The following is a 17,939-nucleotide window of genomic DNA, read 5'->3' on the forward strand; positions in this document are numbered from 1 at the left end:
TGTTTTCCTCCTCTTAGTCCTGCTTGAATTGCTTTGTGAATCTAATATCATTTGTGTAGAAATGGCGAATATCGTCAATGCCGTATTTGAGCATCGCAATCCGTTCAACACCCATTCCAAAAGCAAAGCCTTGGTAAGTTTCTGGATCAAATCCGCTCATTTTCAGAACATTTGGATGAACCATCCCAGCTCCTAAAATCTCAATCCAGCCTGTTCCTTTACATACAGAACAGCCTTTTCCTCCGCATTTAAAGCAAGACACATCCACTTCAACAGATGGTTCTGTGAATGGGAAAAAGCTTGGACGCAGTCTAATTTCACGATCTTCACCAAACATTTTTCTTGCGACTGTTTCAAGCGTACCTTTCAGATCACTCATGCTAATATTGTGATCAACAACAAGCCCTTCAATCTGCATAAATTGATGTGAATGAGTCGCGTCATCACTGTCTCGTCTATATACTTTCCCAGGGCAAATGATTTTCACAGGACCTTGTCCTTTATATTTTTCAAGTGTACGTGCTTGAACTGGTGACGTTTGTGTTCTTAGCAATGTATCCTCGGTAATGTAGAAGCTGTCCTGCATATCGCGTGCCGGATGCTCCTTTGGGAGATTCAGCGCTTCAAAGTTATAGTAATCTGTTTCTACCTCAGGACCTTCCTCAACGGTATAGCCCATGCCAATAAATAAATCTTCAATATCTTCGACAACAATCGTTAATGGATGTCTTGCCCCTATTTTGATTGGGCTTGCTGGCAATGTCACATCGATCGTTTGAGACGCCAGTTTCTTCTTCACTTCTTCTTTTTCCAGCTGTTCATTTTTTTCAGCAATAGCACCAGCAATCTGCTCTCTCACTTCGTTTGCGAGTGCGCCCATTTTCGGTCTTTCTTCTGCGGAGAGCTTGCCCATTCCGCGGAGTACCTCCGTGATCGGTCCTTTTTTCCCTAAATATTGAACACGTATGTCATTGACTTCTTTGAGCGAGCTAGCTGCTTCAACCTTCGCGATCGCTTCTGTTTCAAGCTGTTTTAACGTTTCTTGCATGAGTGTAATCCTCCTTTTGATATACAAAACCGCCTGGATAAACGGCTGTTTGATCGTTTGAAGACAATAAAAAAACCCGTCCCCTCTAGAAAAGAAGGGACGAGTTGTGGTCGCGGTACCACCCTTGTTAAGCACAAATACATGTGCGAATAAGCTTCATTGACATAACGGAATCAAACGAATCCGGTTCACCTTTACGCAAAGCTTGCGGTCCCGGTGACAACTCCAGAGGTGAATTCCTGTTTCAGCTTTCCTTAAATGCACTTTCAGTCTACGATGCATTCTCCCTATAAGGACGCTCCTTGAAACAATCTTCCTCTATCATGGTTTTTAAAATATTAGTTTCATTATAGTGAAAATGAGCGCATGTTGCAACACTATCCACGCAAGTGATAGACAAGAACTGCCGCTGCAACAGCTACATTTAATGATTCTGCCTGTCCATACATTGGCACATATAAATTGTGGTCTGTCATTTGCAGTATCTCTGGGTTTATCCCCGCTCCTTCATTACCAACAATCAATGCAAACGGACCTTCAGCCGTTACGCTTTTATACGCTTTCGCATTGTTTAGCGCGCTTCCGTATACAGGAATGCCTTGCTCCTTACATGCTGTTATCGTCTGCTGAAGGCTTTGCTTTAAAATGGGTAGGTGGAAATGTGACCCTTGTGCGGAACGGAGCGTTTTTCCATTATACGCATCAACTGTTCCATCACCTAAGATCACAGCATCAAGACCGGCGGCATCTGCTGTCCGAATGAGTGTGCCTAAATTGCCTGGGTCCTGCACTGCATCTAACAGAATAAGTCGTTCATACTTCTTTTCTTCAAATACAGGTACTGTACAAACTGCCGCGATGTGCTGAGGCGTTTCCGTTTCGGTCATGGCAGAAAAGGCTTCTTCGCTCAGTTCATAAAGCTCAATGTCAGGATCGATATGAGAAGGAAGCTTATCAGGCGATGTGACCATTAATTCTTTCACAACTCCGCTCTTCAATGCTTCTTCGACTAAGTGGATTCCCTCCACGAGAAACAGCCCCGTTTTCGTTCGTTCTTTTTTCGTATGGAGCTTTTTCCACTGTTTAATGTGTGTGTTTTTTGCTGATTCTATATATTTCAAGCGACTTTAACTCCTTTAAATATCATGAATTTATTATATCTCATGCACACTACATAATAAACCTGTCTTTGAGACAGAATAGGGCTATTACCATCAAAAAAGGAGTGTGGGCAATGGATTTTAATTTAAGAGGCGCAGTCATTCAAAACATCACTGGCCATAATCAAGAGCAGCTTGAGCATACGATTTTAGATGCCATTCAAAGCGGTGAGGAAAAAATGTTGCCAGGTCTTGGCGTGTTGTTCGAAGTGCTATGGCAAGAGGCATCAGAAAACGAGAAAACCGAGATTCTTGAAACATTAGAGCAAGGCTTAAAGCCTCATCAGCAGCAATAAAATAAACCGGTTTGCTTATTGCAAACCGGCTTTTTCATTCAGCCAGTGATCGGTGTTTCCATCCGAAGCGCTGGATCCCGCCAAATTTCAACCCATTTTTTAATCGCAAACACAATAATCACAAATCCTAAGATCAGCATAATGATTGACAGCACCGCATTCAGCACACTGTAACCTGATGCCTCCGGATTAAGGTATACATTTGCTACCATCCAATAGCCCGCATAATTCACTGTCACATATAAGTAAGCAAGTGGAATTAAACAAGTCAGCATATATCGCCTTTTATCTGCAATTTTTAATACAACGGTTGCTCCGATGATGAGACCGACTGATGCCATTAATTGGTTAGACACCCCAAACAGCGCCCAAATGGACCCTATGTCTCCAGAGTAAAGCAAGTATCCCCACATAAAACAAGCAAGTGCACTTGCGAACACCGACCCAGGTACCCAGTCATTTCGTTTAAGCGGTTTATAAGCTTCGCCAAAGAAATCTTGAATTAAATAACGTGCTACACGTGTCCCTGCATCAATAGCGGTTAAAATAAAGACAGCTTCAAACATAATGACGAATTGGAAGAAATAAGACGCCAAATGACCAAAGAACGGAATTCCCGTAAAGATATACGCCATTCCTACAGCTAAAGTCACAGCTCCACCCGTTCTTCCTTCTAAATCAAGACCAATTTCCTTACTCAGCTGCGGAAGGTTCTCGACACTCATCCCGAGAGTCCGGAACACTTCTGGCGTACTGTTTATCGCAAAATAATCACCTGGATGAAGAGCCGTAGCGGCAATTAGCGCCATAATTCCAACTAGGCATTCGACAAGCATTGCGCCAAATGCGACTGGCTTCATATCACTCCAGCGGTCAAGCATCTTAGGCGTTGTCCCAGATCCAACAAATGCGTGGAAACCAGAAATGGCTCCGCAAGCAATGGTAATAGAAATAAACGGCCAGACAGGACCAGCTAAAACAGGACCTCCTCCATTCACAAACTCCGTAAACGCTGGAAATTGAATCGTTGGATTGACGACAAAGATTCCAGCAATCAATGCGATAAAAACACCTATTTTCATAAAGCTGCTTAAATAGTCTCTCGGTGCGAGCAGCAGCCAAACCGGCAATGCCGCAGCAAAAAAAGCATAGATTGGCAAAGCAAGAGCAAGCGTTTTTGTATCAAGTGTTAAAAGATCACCAAGTGCCGTTCCTTGAATATTCGGCCCAAGGAATACACCAACCATCAGCAAAATAAACCCCGCAGTTGTCGCCAGTTTTAAATTACCTGTCTTTTTATAATAAAGACCAACCCCCATCGCAATTGGTATCGTGATTCCGACTGCAAATGTCCCCCAAGGGTTACGTTCTAACGCATGAAGCACAACCATAGACAAACCTGCCATTGTGATCGTAATAATAAACAGCATCGCAAGCCCTGTACAAAATCCTGCGACAGGTCCTAGCTCTTCCTTCGCTACCTCTGATAACGATTTCCCCTTTTTTCGCATCGACGCAAATAAGACGACAAGATCGTGTACAGCACCGCCAATCACTGCGCCAATTAACAGCCAAAGAAGACCCGGTAAATACCCAAATTGTGCGGCTAAAATCGGTCCCACTAAAGGACCAGCAGCTGCAATTGCAGCAAAGTGATGCCCAAATGTGACCCACTTATTGGTTGGCACATAATCCTTCCCGTCCTCTAATGCGTGAGCCGGCGTAGGATGATCATCTGTCACCTTTAAGACCTTGACCATCATAAATGTGCCATAAAGACGATAGGCAATCGCTAAAATACACATAGATGCTATGACAATTGTAACCGCATTCATTTAACCATCCCCTTTATACAAGCAATTTGTTACAAATATAACATAAATTGATTGATTTTTCTTTCTTTTAAAACCAAGTTGACAAATAAGAATAATATGTTTATTCTTGAGGTAGCTTCACCTACTTCCATTAACTCTCTTTTGACAGGGCATTCTTTAGGCTCTGTCCTTTTTATTGCTTTCATCTTACAAAAATAAAGACCAGATCACATGTGCCTTATTCACTAGAATATTTTTTCTTCTTCTGCCAAAAACAGTTCTTTTGGCGTAACTTAAAATGACAGTTCATTTCCTGGGAAATTCACTGAAATAAAAAAAGCCCTTCCCCTATTTGAGGAAAGGCTTTCTTACTTAAGAACCGTACGTGATCTGCTCAACCGTTTTTTGATCAAGTCTTTTGATCACTTCTGTTAAAAGCTTCACTGCATTTTCGTAATCATCTCGGTGAATCATCGCTGCATGGGTATGGATATATCTGCTTGGTATCCCGATCGATAGTGATGGCACACCATGACCTGTTAAATGGATACCGCCAGCATCTGTCCCGCCGCCAGGCATGGAGTCATATTGGTAAGGGATGTTCAATTCGTCCGCTGTTTGGACAACAAAATCGCGAAGCCCTTTATGAGATACCATCGAAGCATCAAATACAACAATTGTTGGGCCTTTGCCAAGTTTGCTTGTTGCTTCTTTTTCAGTGATGCCCGGCGTGTCTCCAGCTACACCAACATCAATGGCAAATCCAATATCAGGCTGGATTGTAGCTGCTGCTGTTTTGGCACCACGCAGGCCAACTTCCTCTTGTACAGTTGCAACACTGTAAGCAATATTCTCATGCTCAGTATTGTGTAAGTTCTTCATGACATCAATCGCTACTGCACAGCCGATACGGTTGTCCCATGCTTTTGCAAGGAGCATTTTTTCATCATTCATCACTGTAAACTCAAAATAAGGGACGATTTGATCTCCAGGCAGAACGCCCCATTCCATTGCCTGTTCTTTGCTTGATGCACCGATATCAATAAACATATCTTTAATCTCAATCGACTTTTTTCGTGCTTCAGGTGACAAGACGTGTGGCGGCTTTGAGCCAATCACCCCTGTAATGTCTCCCTTCTTCGTTACAATGGTGACACGCTGCGCGAGCATGACCTGTGACCACCATCCGCCGACAGTTTGGAAACGAATATAGCCTTTGTCATCAATTTTTGTGACCATGAATCCGACTTCATCCAAGTGACCAGCAAGCATAATTTTAGGTCCGTTTGCGTTTCCTTCCTTCTTAGCAATTAAGCTGCCAAGGCGGTCACTAGAGACTTCATCTGCATATGATTCTATGTATGTCTGCATGACTTTTTTGACATCACGTTCATTTCCTGGAATCCCTTTTGCATCTGTTAGGTCTTTCAGCATAGTTAATGTTTGATCTAGCTTTGTCATTCCATATATCCTCCTTTATCTTCATGGTGCATTCTTATTATACAAAACCTCTTTCGTTCAATACGATCTTTTTATGAATATTTTTTCGTTTTCCGAAATATTTTTTTAAAAAAAGTTGAAACCTTTTGACCTTTTCATTCGTAGTACATCAGATAACGGTATTGGAGGTGCATCCTGTCATGTTTGTAATCCTCATTAGACTAGCTCTTGTTGCACTGCTTGTCTACATCTTCTACATGGCGGTAAAATTCTTCTCAAATCCGAGAAGAAAGCTGAAACAAGCACAATTAAAAGAAGGCTTTTATTTTATGGACGAACAGCAAAATGCACGTAAAAATTTTAATTTCGTCTATAAAGGTGTCTTGTTTGAAGGGGAGAAGCATGTTCCTTCTAAGGATCATCCTCTGTTTGTCCACTCCATTTACGTTTGGACGGAGTCACCTGAGAAGCTAAGTGAATTTACATTAGAAGACTTTGAAAAATTGGAGGAAAACATTATCGAACGTTATCCTCAAACAAAAATTGATTGGGATCAGCCCATTAAAAAAATCAAACAAAAAAAAGGAGCAGATACGCCGTCTTGATGGCGTCTGCTCCTTTTTCAGATGAACTTGATATATCCTAATATGATCAACTGCACCATGATTAACACGGGCATGCCAATTTGAAAGGCAGGATGCTTTGTTTTATGACGAAAATACTGCATCCCTACATACGATCCAGCAGCCCCAAAAAGCACGGCAGCACTCCATAAGTGTGCCTCTGAAATTCTCCATTTATGCGCTTTTGCCCGGCGCTTGTCCTCTCCCATAAGAAAGAAACCATAGCCATTTACCAAGATGAGCAGCACAATCAACGCGATATTCATTTAATTCACCTCACATGATGAGCAAAAAAGATCATCCCTCGACGGAATGATCTTTTATATGACTTACTTGTCTAGTTGTGCTTTTGCAGCATCAGCAAGCTGATTGAATGCACTTAGGTCATTCACAGCAAGGTCAGCAAGCATTTTGCGGTTTACTTCGATACCAGAAAGCTTTAGGCCATGCATTAAACGGCTGTAAGAAAGACCGTTCATGCGAGCTGCAGCATTGATACGAGTGATCCATAGTTTACGGAAGTCACGTTTTTTCTGACGACGGTCACGGAAAGCGTAGTTTCCAGATTTCATCACCTGTTGGTTTGCTACTTTATATAATCTATGTTTTGAACCGAAATAACCTTTTGCTAATTTAAGAACCTTTTTACGACGCTGACGCGACACAGTTCCGCCTTTTACTCTTGGCATTGTAATTCCCTCCTATGATTCCTATTCCAGATTACTTGATGTTTGCAAGTTGTTGTTTGATACGTTTGAAATCTCCAGCACTTACGATTGCGCTCTTACGCAATTTACGTTTTTGCTTTGTAGATTTGTTAGCGAACAAGTGACTTGTGTACGCATGAGAACGTTTAAGTTTACCAGAACCTGTTTTTTTGAAACGTTTAGCAGATCCGCGGTGAGTTTTCATTTTTGGCATTGGATGTTTCCTCCCTCTGTTACTTTACTTTTCGACTTTTGGTGCAAGCATGAGGAACATGCTGCGTCCGTCCATCTTAGGTTTTGTTTCTACTGTTGCTACTTCAGCGCAAGCTTCAGAGAAACGGTCTAACACGCGCTGTCCGATTTCTTTATGCGTAATCGCACGGCCTTTAAAGCGGATAGAAGCTTTCACTTTATCGCCCTTTTCAAGGAATTTGATCGCATTGCGGAGCTTCGTGTTAAAATCATGTTCATCGATTGTCGGGCTCAACCGAACTTCTTTTAAGCTAATGATTTTTTGATTCTTACGTGCCTCTTTATCCTTCTTCTGCTGTTCGAATCGGAACTTACCATAGTCCATGATTCGGCAAACAGGTGGTTTTGCATTTGCAGCAACTAACACAAGGTCAAGATTGGCTTTCGTAGCAATTTCCAGAGCTTCCTGGCGGGTTTTAATCCCCAGCTGATCGCCATTTTGTCCGATCAAACGAACTTCACGCGCACGAATACCTTCATTAACTAATTGATCTTTGCTAATAGTGAGCCACCTCCATGAGATTTTGAATTGAGTTCACAATTCATTTTGACCATTTCGTTGTATGTTTTACAGGCAAACAAAAAGTGTGGGCATATAAAACACCCACACTACGAACATTTGCATGAAAAAATAAATGTACGGTCAACCTGTCAACTACAAACACGTGTCAATCAGGTGAGAAGCGGGTGCTTCTGCTTGTGATATCTATTCAATTCGTTAATTATTTTACACAATTTTCATTCGTCCGTCAAGTAACCGAACTCTTGAAACAACTTTTTCATTCTAGCATGATTAAACGAATAGGGCAAGGCTTTTTCAAAACAATGACGCCATCAAAGGATGAATTGCATAAAGATTGGGATGACAATGACGGTCACAACTCCTACGACCACAACGGCGATACTTGCCATGGCCGCTTCCACTTCACCCATCTCAATCCCAACAGAGACGCCAAGTGCATGTCCTGATGTACCAAGTGCAAGCCCTTTTGCCACTGGATTTTTAATTCGAAACCATTTTAAGAAGAAAGCACCTAGCGCATACACGATGACTGCATTAAATATGACCGCAAAAGCTGTGATATCTGCGATTCCGCCAATATCCTTTGCAATCGGAAGTGCAATTGCTGTCGTCGCTGCCTGTGGGAGCATACTTTTCATGACAGCTGCATCAAGATGAATTCCTTTTGCTATGACATACACAATTGTAATGGAACAAAGTGATCCTACAAAAATAGCGGATAAAATCTGCCACCAATATTTTTTAAGCAATGCGCGCTGCTTATAAAGCGGAATAGCGAAAGCAATGGTCGCGGGCTCTAAGAAAAACTTGATGATCTTGCCGCCCTCATTATAATCTGCATAGGAAAAACCGCCAATTTTTAAAAATAAAATACCTAACACCATGGCTACAAAGAGTGGTGTGAATAAGAAGAAACCTTTTGATTTTTTAAATAAGAATGTACCGATTCCAAAGGCAACTAATGAGACGACTATACCAAAATAAGGACTCATTGTACTTGTACCCATCCTGCATCTCTCCTTTAATGCGTACTTGAAGCTGGTTTATTAGAATGAGAAGGAGTCGATTTGCTCTCCTTTTTCTCTTTACGTTTCTGTGGTTTTTCTGATAATTGCATGAGAAGCTGTGAGAATAGCCCCGTCGCTGCAAGCAACATAATCGTAGCAATGATGATAACACCGACGACTTGCACACCTACTTCTTGCATGACACCTAGTGATTGAATAACCGAGATACCAGAGGGAACAAATAGAAAGCTAATGAGCCCTGTCAATGATGTACCTAATTGCTCCACTTGCTCAAGTTTGACGATTTTCGTTGTCAGCAAAACAAATAATAGAACTAGACCAATCACAGATGCAGGCATCGGAATGGGTAAATACATTGAAATGAGATTAGAAACGAACATTACGGTTGCAAAAATAAATGCTTGAGATAGAAATCCATATACTTTAGTGGCACTCATGCCCCTTCACCTCTTTCTTCGACTGCCCTCAGTATATGGCATGAAATAAATGAATGAAGCGTTTACAATCAAACTCGCCGGATTCAATGAATGAAATGCAGAAAACGAGTATTGAAATACAAATAAAAAAAGCCGTCCTATTCTAGTAGGAGCGACTTCTTTAGTTCTTTGGCGTACGTACGGCTGACAGGAATAATCGATCCGTCTGTCATATGCAGATTATACGTCGAATTAAACCACGGCTGTACTTCTTTCATATGAGAGGTGTTCACGATATAGCTTCGATGAACCCTCATAAAGTAAGCCTCAGGGAGTTTCTTTTCAATGACCACAAGCGGTTCTGTGACCTCATACATGTGATCCTTTGTTTTCACAACCTTTTTTCCCTCACTAAGCCCTACATACATGATCTCCTCTACTTGCAGAATGACAATTGAATCATCGACTGAGATGGCTAATTTTTGCTGATGGGGAATCTTATCATCTGATAGCTGGTGGTCTTGCGTCTCAACAGACTTCCACTTTTTAAATTTTTGAATCGTTTGCAAAAGCCGCTCTTCATCAAATGGTTTTGTTAAGTAATCAAGCGCACTGACCTCAAATGCTTTTAGCGCATATTGATCAAAGGCTGTCGCAAATACAATCGCTGGCGGATCAGACATCCGGTTGAGCCTTTTGGCAATATCAAATCCATTTTCACCCGATAAATCAATGTCTAAAAAGAGCAGGTCCGGCTTATGATCCACCATCCGGTCAAAAGCAGATTCTATATTTTCTGCTTCCTCTATTTGAACATCTTCTTTCGTTCTGCGTAATAAGTATTTTAATTCGTCTCTTGCTAACACTTCATCATCTACGATTAATACGTTTATCAACGAAAATCATCCTTTTTTACATAGTCCATTGGAATGCGAAATGAGATGTCAGTGCCTTGGCTGCTATGAATGGATAGAGCTGCTTGTCTGCCAAAAATCCCTCTTAACCGCTGATCTAAATTAAAAAGAGCCGTACCTGTTCCTTCTTTGGATTCAACAGGCGCTTTTAATAACTGAGCCATCTTGTCACTTTCGATTCCTTGTCCATTATCCGTCACTTTCATATTGACATGCCCATCTTCCATCACAGCAGATACGATGACTTCACAGCTCGTTTGGTGTTTAGGAAAAGCGTGTCTCACTGCATTTTCAACAAGTACCTGTAGCACAAATGGCGGAATCATCACCTGCTCCAGCTCCTTTTCAATTTGAAAGGTCACGTGATATTTATTTGGAAACCTTGCTTGTTCAAGTGACAAATATGCTTCTACATGCTGAATTTCTTTATGAAGTGGAATGAGCAGCTGGCGTGCGCCTTGCAAATTGGATCGAAAATAAATACTCAGTTGTAGCAGCAACTTCCTAGCCATCTCTACATTCGTTCTACACAAAACAGAGATGGTATTAATGGCGTTAAATAAAAAGTGCGGATTCACTTGCGCTTGAAGTGCTTTGATCTCTGCATCTTTTAGCAAGCGGCTTTGGGTCTCTGCCTCTCCAAGCTCAAGCTGTGTGGAGAACAGCATCGCCAAACCCTCTGCAAGCTCCTCTTCCACCCTGCTTAATCCGACCGGGGAATTGAAATACATTTTTAATGTTCCAATCGTTTGACCATTGGAGGTGAGGGGCAGCACAATCGCCGCTTGAAGCGGGCAATGTGTGACTGAACAATTGATTTCGTCTTTCGAATGCGCCTTCATAATTTTGCCGCTCATCAAGACTTGTTTCGACAGCCCTGTAATGAGGCTTTTCGATGGAATATGATGATCTGTCCCATCACCGACATGCGCTAAAATTTTTTCTGTATCGGTTAAGGAGACTGCATCTGTTTCTGTTAATCGATGAATGATCTCCGCCACACTTTTACATGACTGTTCATTTAACCCTTGGCGGAAGAAAGGCAGCGTTTGATCGGCGATTGAAAATACGCGGTGTGTCTGCATCGCCTTTGCTTGCTCTTCTTGACGAATGACTGACTGTAAGATCGATAAAAAGATAAAGCTGCCAATTCCATTCACAAAAATCATCGGCAAGGCAATAATACTCACAAGCCCCCAAGCATCAGCAAATGGCTTTGCAAATAGAAAGATAATGACCATCTGCAACGATTCCATTGCCACACCAAAAAGTGCGGCTTGGCGAGGTGTCACCATTCGATTCTTCCGCTTAAACCTACTCCCGACATAGCCTGCAATGACACCCGCTAAAATCGAAGAAATCGCACAGCTGAGTGCCGTGCTTCCTCCTAATGAATAGCGATGAATTCCAGCTAAAAACCCTGCGCCAATACCAACAAACGGCCCTCCTATTAATCCGCCCATTTCAATCCCCATGATTCTCGTATTGGCAATCGAGCTTGACGAGCCAAGATGATAGGAAAACTCATGATTCATAATCATCTGCTGCTGGATTTCAATTCCTGTGTAATTGCTGATAATACTAAAAGAAGCAAAAATAAAGACAAGGACTGCCTTTTTTCGAAACCCTTCATTATGAAGCAATAGATTGCGAAAGCCCTTCACATGGGCAAGCACAAACCCTAAAATAACGATGATCCCGACACGCTCGATCATCATAATAATTAAATGAAGCAAACCTGCCACCTCAATTGATGTATGTATTATTTACTGTCTTTCTATTCTATCATGTGCGGTCAATGTTCAAATATCTCTCAAATCTTTTCTTTATTGCCCTCATCTTCTATTGTAAAATGAACTTGAGCCGTCACTTGCAATTGAAGGTAACACATACATAACAAGGGAGAAGATCATGAAAGCCGTATTTTTCGATTTAGATGATACTTTGCTTTGGGATGAAAAAAGCATTCATACCACTTTTCAGGAAACATGCCGCGAAGCGGAAAAGAAATATGGACTGAATCCAGAAACATTTGAACAGATTGTTCGTGAAGAAGCAAGAAAGCTGTATTCTTCCTATGAAACATATGATTACACTGTCATGATCGGAATTAATCCTTTCGAAGGTCTGTGGTCCAATTTTAGTGAACCGATTAGCGAAGGCTTTCAAAAATTGAACGCCCTTGCACCAGAGTATCGCAAAAACGCTTGGACCAATGGCTTAAAAGAAGCAGGAATTGACGATGAGGCATTTGGACAATATTTGGCTGATTTCTTTGCAGCCGAGCGGAGAAAACGTCCATTTGTCTATGAAGAAACGTACCCTGTTTTAAACCGCTTGAAAGGCAGCTATGAACTGCTTCTTTTAACAAACGGAGATCCTAGTCTTCAAAAAGAAAAACTGGCCGGTGTCCCTGAGCTTGCACCTTATTTTAATGAAATTGTGATTTCAGGAGATTACGGGAAAGGCAAACCCGATCCAGGTATCTTTGAGCACTGCCTTCAGCTGTTAAATCTAACAAAAGATGATGTGATCATGGTCGGAGACAATCCAAAAACAGATATTCTTGGGGCATCTCGCGTTGGTATTCAAACCGTTTGGATCAATCGACATGGCAAAAAGAATGAAACAGATGTCACGCCAGATTATGAAATCAAAGACTTACATGAATTGTTTGATATTTTAAAATAGAACAAACGAGAAAACACCCTTCTCCTAACGAGATTGGGTGTTTTTTGTGTGCTTAAACTACACAATTCCCGCTAGATTTTGCGCTTGCTTGTCTAAATTGCGGGCTGCTTCTCCTATATTGATAAATTCCTCGTTTGCCTGCTTTACAAGGTCACGATTTGTAAACACCGTTGTTTTGGCACGGCTCGTTCCGCTGCTGACCTTCTCTACTTCTGCATGAATCGCCTTTACATATTGATCTACTTTGACGATCGCTTCTTTTGAATCCGTTGCTAGTTTTCGAATTTCTGCCGCCACTACACTAAAGCCATTTCCATAGGAACCTGCATGGGCTGCTTCGATCGCCGCATTTAATGCAAGGAGCTGGGTTTGTGAGGAAATGCTGTTAATTGTTGTAGCAATGGAGCTGATGGACTCTACCTGCTCTGTTAATCCTTTTAGTAAACTCATATTTTGATCTGTTTCGTTTGCTATATGATCAAAGGAGACATTGACTCTTTGACTATGCTGGATGCCCACTTCTGCTCGCTCCATTAATTTCGCAGACATCTCCTTTAAATCGTCTACGACCTGTTTCATCGTGTTTTCTCTTTCTGTTATGTCTGTTGCGACTTTCACAACACCCACTACGCGTCCCTCTTCATTGTGGACAGGTGTGTATGTCGCTTCAAGCCATAAGCTGTCACCATTCTTCGTCGTCCGCTGCACCTTCTCCTGAAAGACTTGCCCCTCCTTCAAACGCTTCCAAAACATCTGATAGCTTGCATGTTCTGCTATATGAGGAGGACAAAACTGTTTATGTTTTAAACCAATCATCTCTTGCGCTGAATAGCCCATGGCTTTTGCAAAAATATCATTGACCCATAGGACTTCACCTGTCACATCAAATTCAATCATCGCCAGTGAGTGTTCCAACGCCCGAAGTACTGCTGATCGCTCCAGTACTTGTAATGATAAAGTGTTTGTTGTTTGCATCATCGCTTTCATTCCCCCAATTTAACTCGAACCGATAGTACATACTTACCCATACTTTCGCACTATCTAAACGTATCATTCAAAGGACTGGATCACCAGTAGAGGATTTTCCCAAAAGAAAAAGCCAGTGATCTAAAGAGAAAGATCACTGGCTGCTTCACTTGAAAAAATTTATTTTTTCGCTTCTGCGACTGCATGTTTCACAAAGGCTTCAAGATCCATTGTTTCTGAATCTTGCTCTCCGTATTTTCTTACATTGACTGCGCCATTTTCTGCTTCTTGATCTCCGACGACTAGCATGTACGGGATCTTTTGCATTTGCGCTTCTCTAATTTTGTATCCGATTTTTTCATCACGGCTGTCAAGTTCAACACGAAGACCTTCAAGCTGCAAACGTTCTTGTACTTTTTTCGCATAGTCTAAATGGACAGACGGTGAAACCGGGATGACTTGGAATTGTACAGGTGCCAGCCAAGTTGGAAGGGCTCCTTTGTATTCTTCAATTAAGAAGGCAACAAAGCGTTCCATTGTAGAGACAACGCCTCTATGAATGACGACTGGACGATGGTGCTTTCCATCTTCTCCGATATATGTGAGATCAAAGCGTTCTGGAAGTAAGAAATCAAGCTGTACAGTGGACAGTGTCTCTTCTTTTCCAAGAGCTGTCTTCACTTGTACATCAAGCTTCGGACCATAAAATGCCGCTTCGCCTTCTGCTTCATAATAGTCATGACCAAGCTCGTCCATTGCATCCTTTAGCATCGATTGTGCTTTATTCCACATCGCATCGTCATCGAAATACTTCTCAGTATCTTCTGGATCACGGTAAGATAAGCGGAATGTGTAGTCATTCAAGCCAAAGTCTTGATACACTTCTTCAATTAGGCGAACTGTACGAATGAATTCGTCTTTGATTTGATCAGGACGAACAAAAATATGGGCATCGTTTAATGTCATACCGCGAACACGCTGAAGGCCGGATAAAGCACCTGACATTTCATAACGGTGCATTGTACCAAGCTCTGCAATACGAATTGGCAATTCGCGATAGCTATGCGGCTCGTTTTTGTAAATCATCATATGATGCGGACAGTTCATTGGACGGAGAACAAGATCTTCGTTGTCCATTTCCATCACAGGGAACATGTCTTCTTGATAATGCGCCCAGTGCCCTGATGTTTTATACAATTCAACATTTGCAAGAACTGGTGTATACACATGCTCATAACCAAGGCGTACTTCTTTATCGACAATGTAACGCTCAATCACGCGGCGGATCGTTGCGCCTTTTGGTAGCCAAAGTGGTAGACCTTGACCTACCTTTTGAGAGTTCGCAAACAGTTTTAGCTCTTTTCCTAGTTTACGGTGATCGCGTTCTTTCGCTTCTTCAAGCAGGCGTAAGTGCTCATTTAGATCATCTTTGCTGAAGAAAGCTGTACCATAAATACGCTGAAGCATTTGATTGTTGCTGTCACCTCTCCAGTATGCACCTGCAAGGCTTAACAGCTTAAACTCTTTGATTTTCCCTGTTGATGGCAAGTGAATGCCGCGGCAGAGGTCAAAGAATTCACCCTGTTCATAAATCGTCACAGCTTCACCTTCTGGAATCGCCTCTAACAGCTCAAGCTTTAATTGATCACCAATCGCTTCAAAGCGTTTTTTCGCTTCTTCTCTTGATACTTCAATTCGCTCGATTGGCAAATTGCTGTTAATGATTTTTTTCATTTCTTTTTCAATCTTTGGTAAATCTTCCGGTGTGATGGCAACATCGATGTCCACATCGTAGTAGAAGCCATTTTCAATCACAGGACCTACGCCAAACTGAACGTGATGCTCTTTTCCATACAGGCGTTTGATTGCCTGTGCTAGCAAATGAGCTGTACTGTGGCGCATAATGTCGAGTGCTTCATCACTTTTATCTGTGATGATCTCAATTGTTCCACTTTCTAGTAGCGGCGTACGCAGATCTATTTCTTTGCCGTTCAATTTACCGGCAAGCGCTTTTTTCTTTAGGCCTGGGCTAATTGATGCCGCGATGTCTTCTGTTGTAGCTGTTTTGTCAAACTCCTTGACTGCTCCATCTGGAAATGTAAGTTGAATTTGTTCTGACATCTCTGGTCACTCCTTTTTTTTGGCAATATAAAAACCCCGCCCCCTGGAAAGGGACGAGGTTGAATAAAACGGAATCGTGGTTCCACCCTTTTTCCCGTATTTGCAGCTTACTTTTTCATAAGCAAACACGGCTTGTGGTTCGATAACGGGAATCCCCGTCAGCCATTACTAAAACGTTCACAGCTGATGTTCAAAGGTGGTAAAGCAAATGGTCCTCTGCTAGGAAGCTTTCAGCCTCGGCTTCCCTCTCTTTAAGCGGGTGTTCATTTGTTCATGTCCTTATCAATACGGTCTCTGTATGAAGTTACACCGTATTATAAAACGTTTTTTCGTGAAAATCAAGAAAGCTTTTCACTTTTCTGTTCCAAATGGTCATGGACAAATTGAACATGGTGTTCTTGAAATGAATGAGCCGGGAATACCTCGACCCTTTCTTGAAAAATATTTTGAATGGTCTGTACCATCGAGTGACCTGTATCATTTGTAAACAGGTCAATCTTTTGGGGCGCTATGGATACGAGTGGTGCAATCAGCTGCGAATCAATATACATTGGATGCTCTCTTACAAACTGTCTGTCTATGTATTGTTTTTGATCACGCTCAGAAGCGTACCGAAATTCCCAAATCATCAGGCGATCCTGATGCACAACATGTACTTTTTCGAGCTTCGGTTCTTTTGCCATCACGTAGTCACGAAGCGATTGAATGAAGTTTTGATATTCTTGTTCCATTTTGTATTCTTCAATGGAGACTTCAACATAGTTCTTCAGCCTCCTGTCATACTCTGACAGTCTAAATGTCATAAATGAACCAATTGAAAAAATACCTTGCTGTAAAGAAATCGTCTCAAGCTCCTTTGTTAACAGGGCTTCTCTTGACGGTTCTTGATGAATGCCGGGAATATCATCTAAATCCCCATTCATAATGCTGTGGGCAATGGAAAGAATTTGGTGCTGTTCTTCAGGATCTTTAAATAAATACGTGTTTTCAAGAATGCTGCGCATGCGCTCATTTTCTTTGCATTCCAAAAAAAAGTGAACCAGTAATGGCCGCACAATGGGCTCAAGTCCTTCTTTTGATTCCTTCGCCTCTATGAGAAGTCGGTCTTTCCCTTGTTGAATTGACATGTGATGCCGACTGTCCAAGTGTTCAGCAAGATGTAAAAAAGCGGCGGTATCATATTCATCTTCAAAGATTATTTCAAGCATGTTTGTCCCCCCTAACGACATCTGTTACATATATATGGGGAGAACATAAAAAATAGACGCCTAAAATAAATCAGGCATCTTTCTTTTTAGAACGAGCGGAACTGAGATAAAGATGAGATAAATCAAACAAACGATTGCCAAGGCGGCATAATTGCCGCTGACAAAGCTAGAACCAAGGACATTTAAGGCCACTGTACCCGGTATTAAGCCTAAAAACGTAGCTGCGGTAAATGCACGATAATTCGCACGTGAAGCTGCTGCCGCATAGCTGACAAAGTCAAAATGGATGGGGGCAATACGCAATAACAAAATGTAAAGAAACCCATGCTCCTGAATGCGGGATGTCACCGCTCTTAGCTTCCGGCTGCTTGATTCTGTTTCCTTCTTTTTGGAACGAAAGGTTGTAGCAAGCAGGAAGGAGCATAATGCGCCAGCGGTTGCACCGATGAGGGCATAAATCGTCCCAAGAACACTTCCGAAGGCCAAACCCGCTGCCAGTGAAAAAACCGTAAGCGGGACAAGAACAAACGGACGAAAAAGAGATAAGAAAAGAAAAACAAAGGGAGCCAGTAGTCCAAATTGAAGCACCCAATTCTTCACATCTTTCGGCGCCAGCTGAAGATGCTGTTTATTCAGCCACCAAAGTAAAACAGCGAGACCTGCTATCACGAGAAAAAGTAGCCATTTTCTTTTGTTCATTTCATTCGCTCCTCCTTCACGTGATAGACACTT

Annotated in this window: 19 protein-coding genes and 1 other annotated feature; of the genes, 3 read left to right on the top strand and 16 right to left on the bottom strand. The window is 41.9% G+C overall.

From position 1 onward, the window contains the following. Positions 1-13 precede the first annotated feature (13 nt). Positions 14-1,048, bottom strand: coding sequence for a phenylalanine--tRNA ligase subunit alpha (gene pheS / locus MHI35_RS12840; protein WP_211062904.1), 1,035 nt, complete (start codon positions 1,046-1,048; stop codon positions 14-16). A gap of 377 nt (positions 1,049-1,425) precedes the next feature. Then, the gene (locus MHI35_RS12845; RefSeq protein ID WP_144520907.1) at positions 1,426-2,169 is read right to left on the bottom strand and encodes a TrmH family RNA methyltransferase; all 744 of its coding nucleotides are present in this window, start codon (positions 2,167-2,169) and stop codon (positions 1,426-1,428) included. Positions 2,170-2,282: 113 nt separating this feature from the next. Between MHI35_RS12845 and sspI the strand changes: the two genes are divergently transcribed. Continuing rightward, positions 2,283-2,504: a small acid-soluble spore protein SspI gene (sspI, locus tag MHI35_RS12850; RefSeq protein ID WP_144520909.1), complete on the top strand. Its 222-nt coding sequence runs from the start codon at positions 2,283-2,285 to the stop codon at positions 2,502-2,504. 38 nt (positions 2,505-2,542) lie between these two features. On the opposite strand, the gene cstA is transcribed toward sspI, so the two are convergent. Both cstA and MHI35_RS12860 read right to left on the bottom strand, forming a co-directional pair. Beyond that, positions 2,543-4,339 carry a carbon starvation protein CstA gene (gene cstA / locus MHI35_RS12855; protein ID WP_335348992.1) on the bottom strand — a complete coding sequence of 599 codons (1,797 nt, stop codon included), beginning with the start codon at positions 4,337-4,339 and terminating at the stop codon, positions 2,543-2,545. Positions 4,340-4,690: 351 nt separating this feature from the next. Continuing rightward, on the bottom strand, positions 4,691-5,779 hold the full coding sequence (locus tag MHI35_RS12860; protein ID WP_144520913.1) for a M42 family metallopeptidase: 1,089 nt from the start codon (positions 5,777-5,779) through the stop codon (positions 4,691-4,693). A gap of 179 nt (positions 5,780-5,958) precedes the next feature. On the opposite strand from MHI35_RS12860, the gene MHI35_RS12865 reads away from it, so the two are divergent. Next, complete coding sequence (locus MHI35_RS12865; RefSeq protein ID WP_003216690.1) at positions 5,959-6,363, top strand: hypothetical protein; 405 nt, start codon at positions 5,959-5,961, stop codon at positions 6,361-6,363. A gap of 17 nt (positions 6,364-6,380) precedes the next feature. On the opposite strand, the gene MHI35_RS12870 is transcribed toward MHI35_RS12865, so the two are convergent. The 8 genes from MHI35_RS12870 to MHI35_RS12905 all read right to left on the bottom strand — a co-directional run bounded on the left by MHI35_RS12870 (position 6,381) and on the right by MHI35_RS12905 (position 11,957). Further along, positions 6,381-6,647, bottom strand: coding sequence for a DUF1294 domain-containing protein (locus MHI35_RS12870; RefSeq protein ID WP_144455570.1), 267 nt, complete (start codon positions 6,645-6,647; stop codon positions 6,381-6,383). 63 nt (positions 6,648-6,710) lie between these two features. Beyond that, positions 6,711-7,070 (bottom strand): 50S ribosomal protein L20, encoded by a 360-nt coding sequence (gene rplT / locus MHI35_RS12875; RefSeq protein WP_003216409.1) that lies wholly within the window; start codon positions 7,068-7,070, stop codon positions 6,711-6,713. Between the two features lie 31 nt (positions 7,071-7,101). Next, entirely contained in the window at positions 7,102-7,302 is a 201-nt protein-coding gene (rpmI, locus tag MHI35_RS12880) for a 50S ribosomal protein L35 (RefSeq protein ID WP_003216324.1), read from the bottom strand. 24 nt (positions 7,303-7,326) lie between these two features. After that, entirely contained in the window at positions 7,327-7,842 is a 516-nt protein-coding gene (gene infC / locus MHI35_RS12885) for a translation initiation factor IF-3 (RefSeq protein WP_034620611.1), read from the bottom strand. A gap of 71 nt (positions 7,843-7,913) precedes the next feature. Beyond that, positions 7,914-8,045 (bottom strand) — a sequence feature (ribosomal protein L20 leader region). A gap of 129 nt (positions 8,046-8,174) precedes the next feature. Then, positions 8,175-8,870, bottom strand: a complete 696-nt coding sequence (gene lrgB / locus MHI35_RS12890) for an antiholin-like protein LrgB (RefSeq protein WP_186325016.1) — start codon at positions 8,868-8,870, stop codon at positions 8,175-8,177. Positions 8,871-8,884: 14 nt separating this feature from the next. Then, a complete protein-coding gene (gene lrgA / locus MHI35_RS12895; RefSeq protein ID WP_335348991.1) occupies positions 8,885-9,328 on the bottom strand; it encodes an antiholin-like murein hydrolase modulator LrgA in 444 nt (147 codons plus the stop codon). 137 nt (positions 9,329-9,465) lie between these two features. Next, the gene (locus MHI35_RS12900) at positions 9,466-10,203 is read right to left on the bottom strand and encodes a LytR/AlgR family response regulator transcription factor (RefSeq protein WP_088001981.1); all 738 of its coding nucleotides are present in this window, start codon (positions 10,201-10,203) and stop codon (positions 9,466-9,468) included. Further along, on the bottom strand, positions 10,200-11,957 hold the full coding sequence (locus tag MHI35_RS12905) for a sensor histidine kinase (protein WP_335348990.1): 1,758 nt from the start codon (positions 11,955-11,957) through the stop codon (positions 10,200-10,202). The genes MHI35_RS12900 and MHI35_RS12905 overlap by 4 nt, the downstream gene beginning before the upstream one ends. Before the next feature lie 175 nt (positions 11,958-12,132). Here MHI35_RS12905 and MHI35_RS12910 point away from each other — a divergent pair, with 175 nt between their 5' ends. Next, a complete protein-coding gene (locus MHI35_RS12910; RefSeq protein WP_335348989.1) occupies positions 12,133-12,912 on the top strand; it encodes an HAD family hydrolase in 780 nt (259 codons plus the stop codon). Positions 12,913-12,969: 57 nt separating this feature from the next. On the opposite strand, the gene MHI35_RS12915 is transcribed toward MHI35_RS12910, so the two are convergent. The 4 genes from MHI35_RS12915 to MHI35_RS12930 form a co-directional block, all read right to left on the bottom strand. Next, entirely contained in the window at positions 12,970-13,890 is a 921-nt protein-coding gene (locus MHI35_RS12915) for a methyl-accepting chemotaxis protein (protein ID WP_144520919.1), read from the bottom strand. Between the two features lie 168 nt (positions 13,891-14,058). Further along, complete coding sequence (gene thrS / locus MHI35_RS12920; protein WP_065098569.1) at positions 14,059-15,999, bottom strand: threonine--tRNA ligase; 1,941 nt, start codon at positions 15,997-15,999, stop codon at positions 14,059-14,061. A gap of 338 nt (positions 16,000-16,337) precedes the next feature. Next, the gene (gene ytxC / locus MHI35_RS12925; RefSeq protein ID WP_144520921.1) at positions 16,338-17,207 is read right to left on the bottom strand and encodes a putative sporulation protein YtxC; all 870 of its coding nucleotides are present in this window, start codon (positions 17,205-17,207) and stop codon (positions 16,338-16,340) included. A 60-nt stretch (positions 17,208-17,267) separates the two neighbouring features. Beyond that, entirely contained in the window at positions 17,268-17,906 is a 639-nt protein-coding gene (locus tag MHI35_RS12930; RefSeq protein ID WP_335348988.1) for a TVP38/TMEM64 family protein, read from the bottom strand. Positions 17,907-17,939: the final 33 nt, after the last annotated feature.

This window comes from Bacillus sp. FSL K6-3459 (assembly GCF_038003305.1).
Lineage (GTDB): Bacteria > Bacillota > Bacilli > Bacillales > Bacillaceae > Bacillus > Bacillus pumilus_O.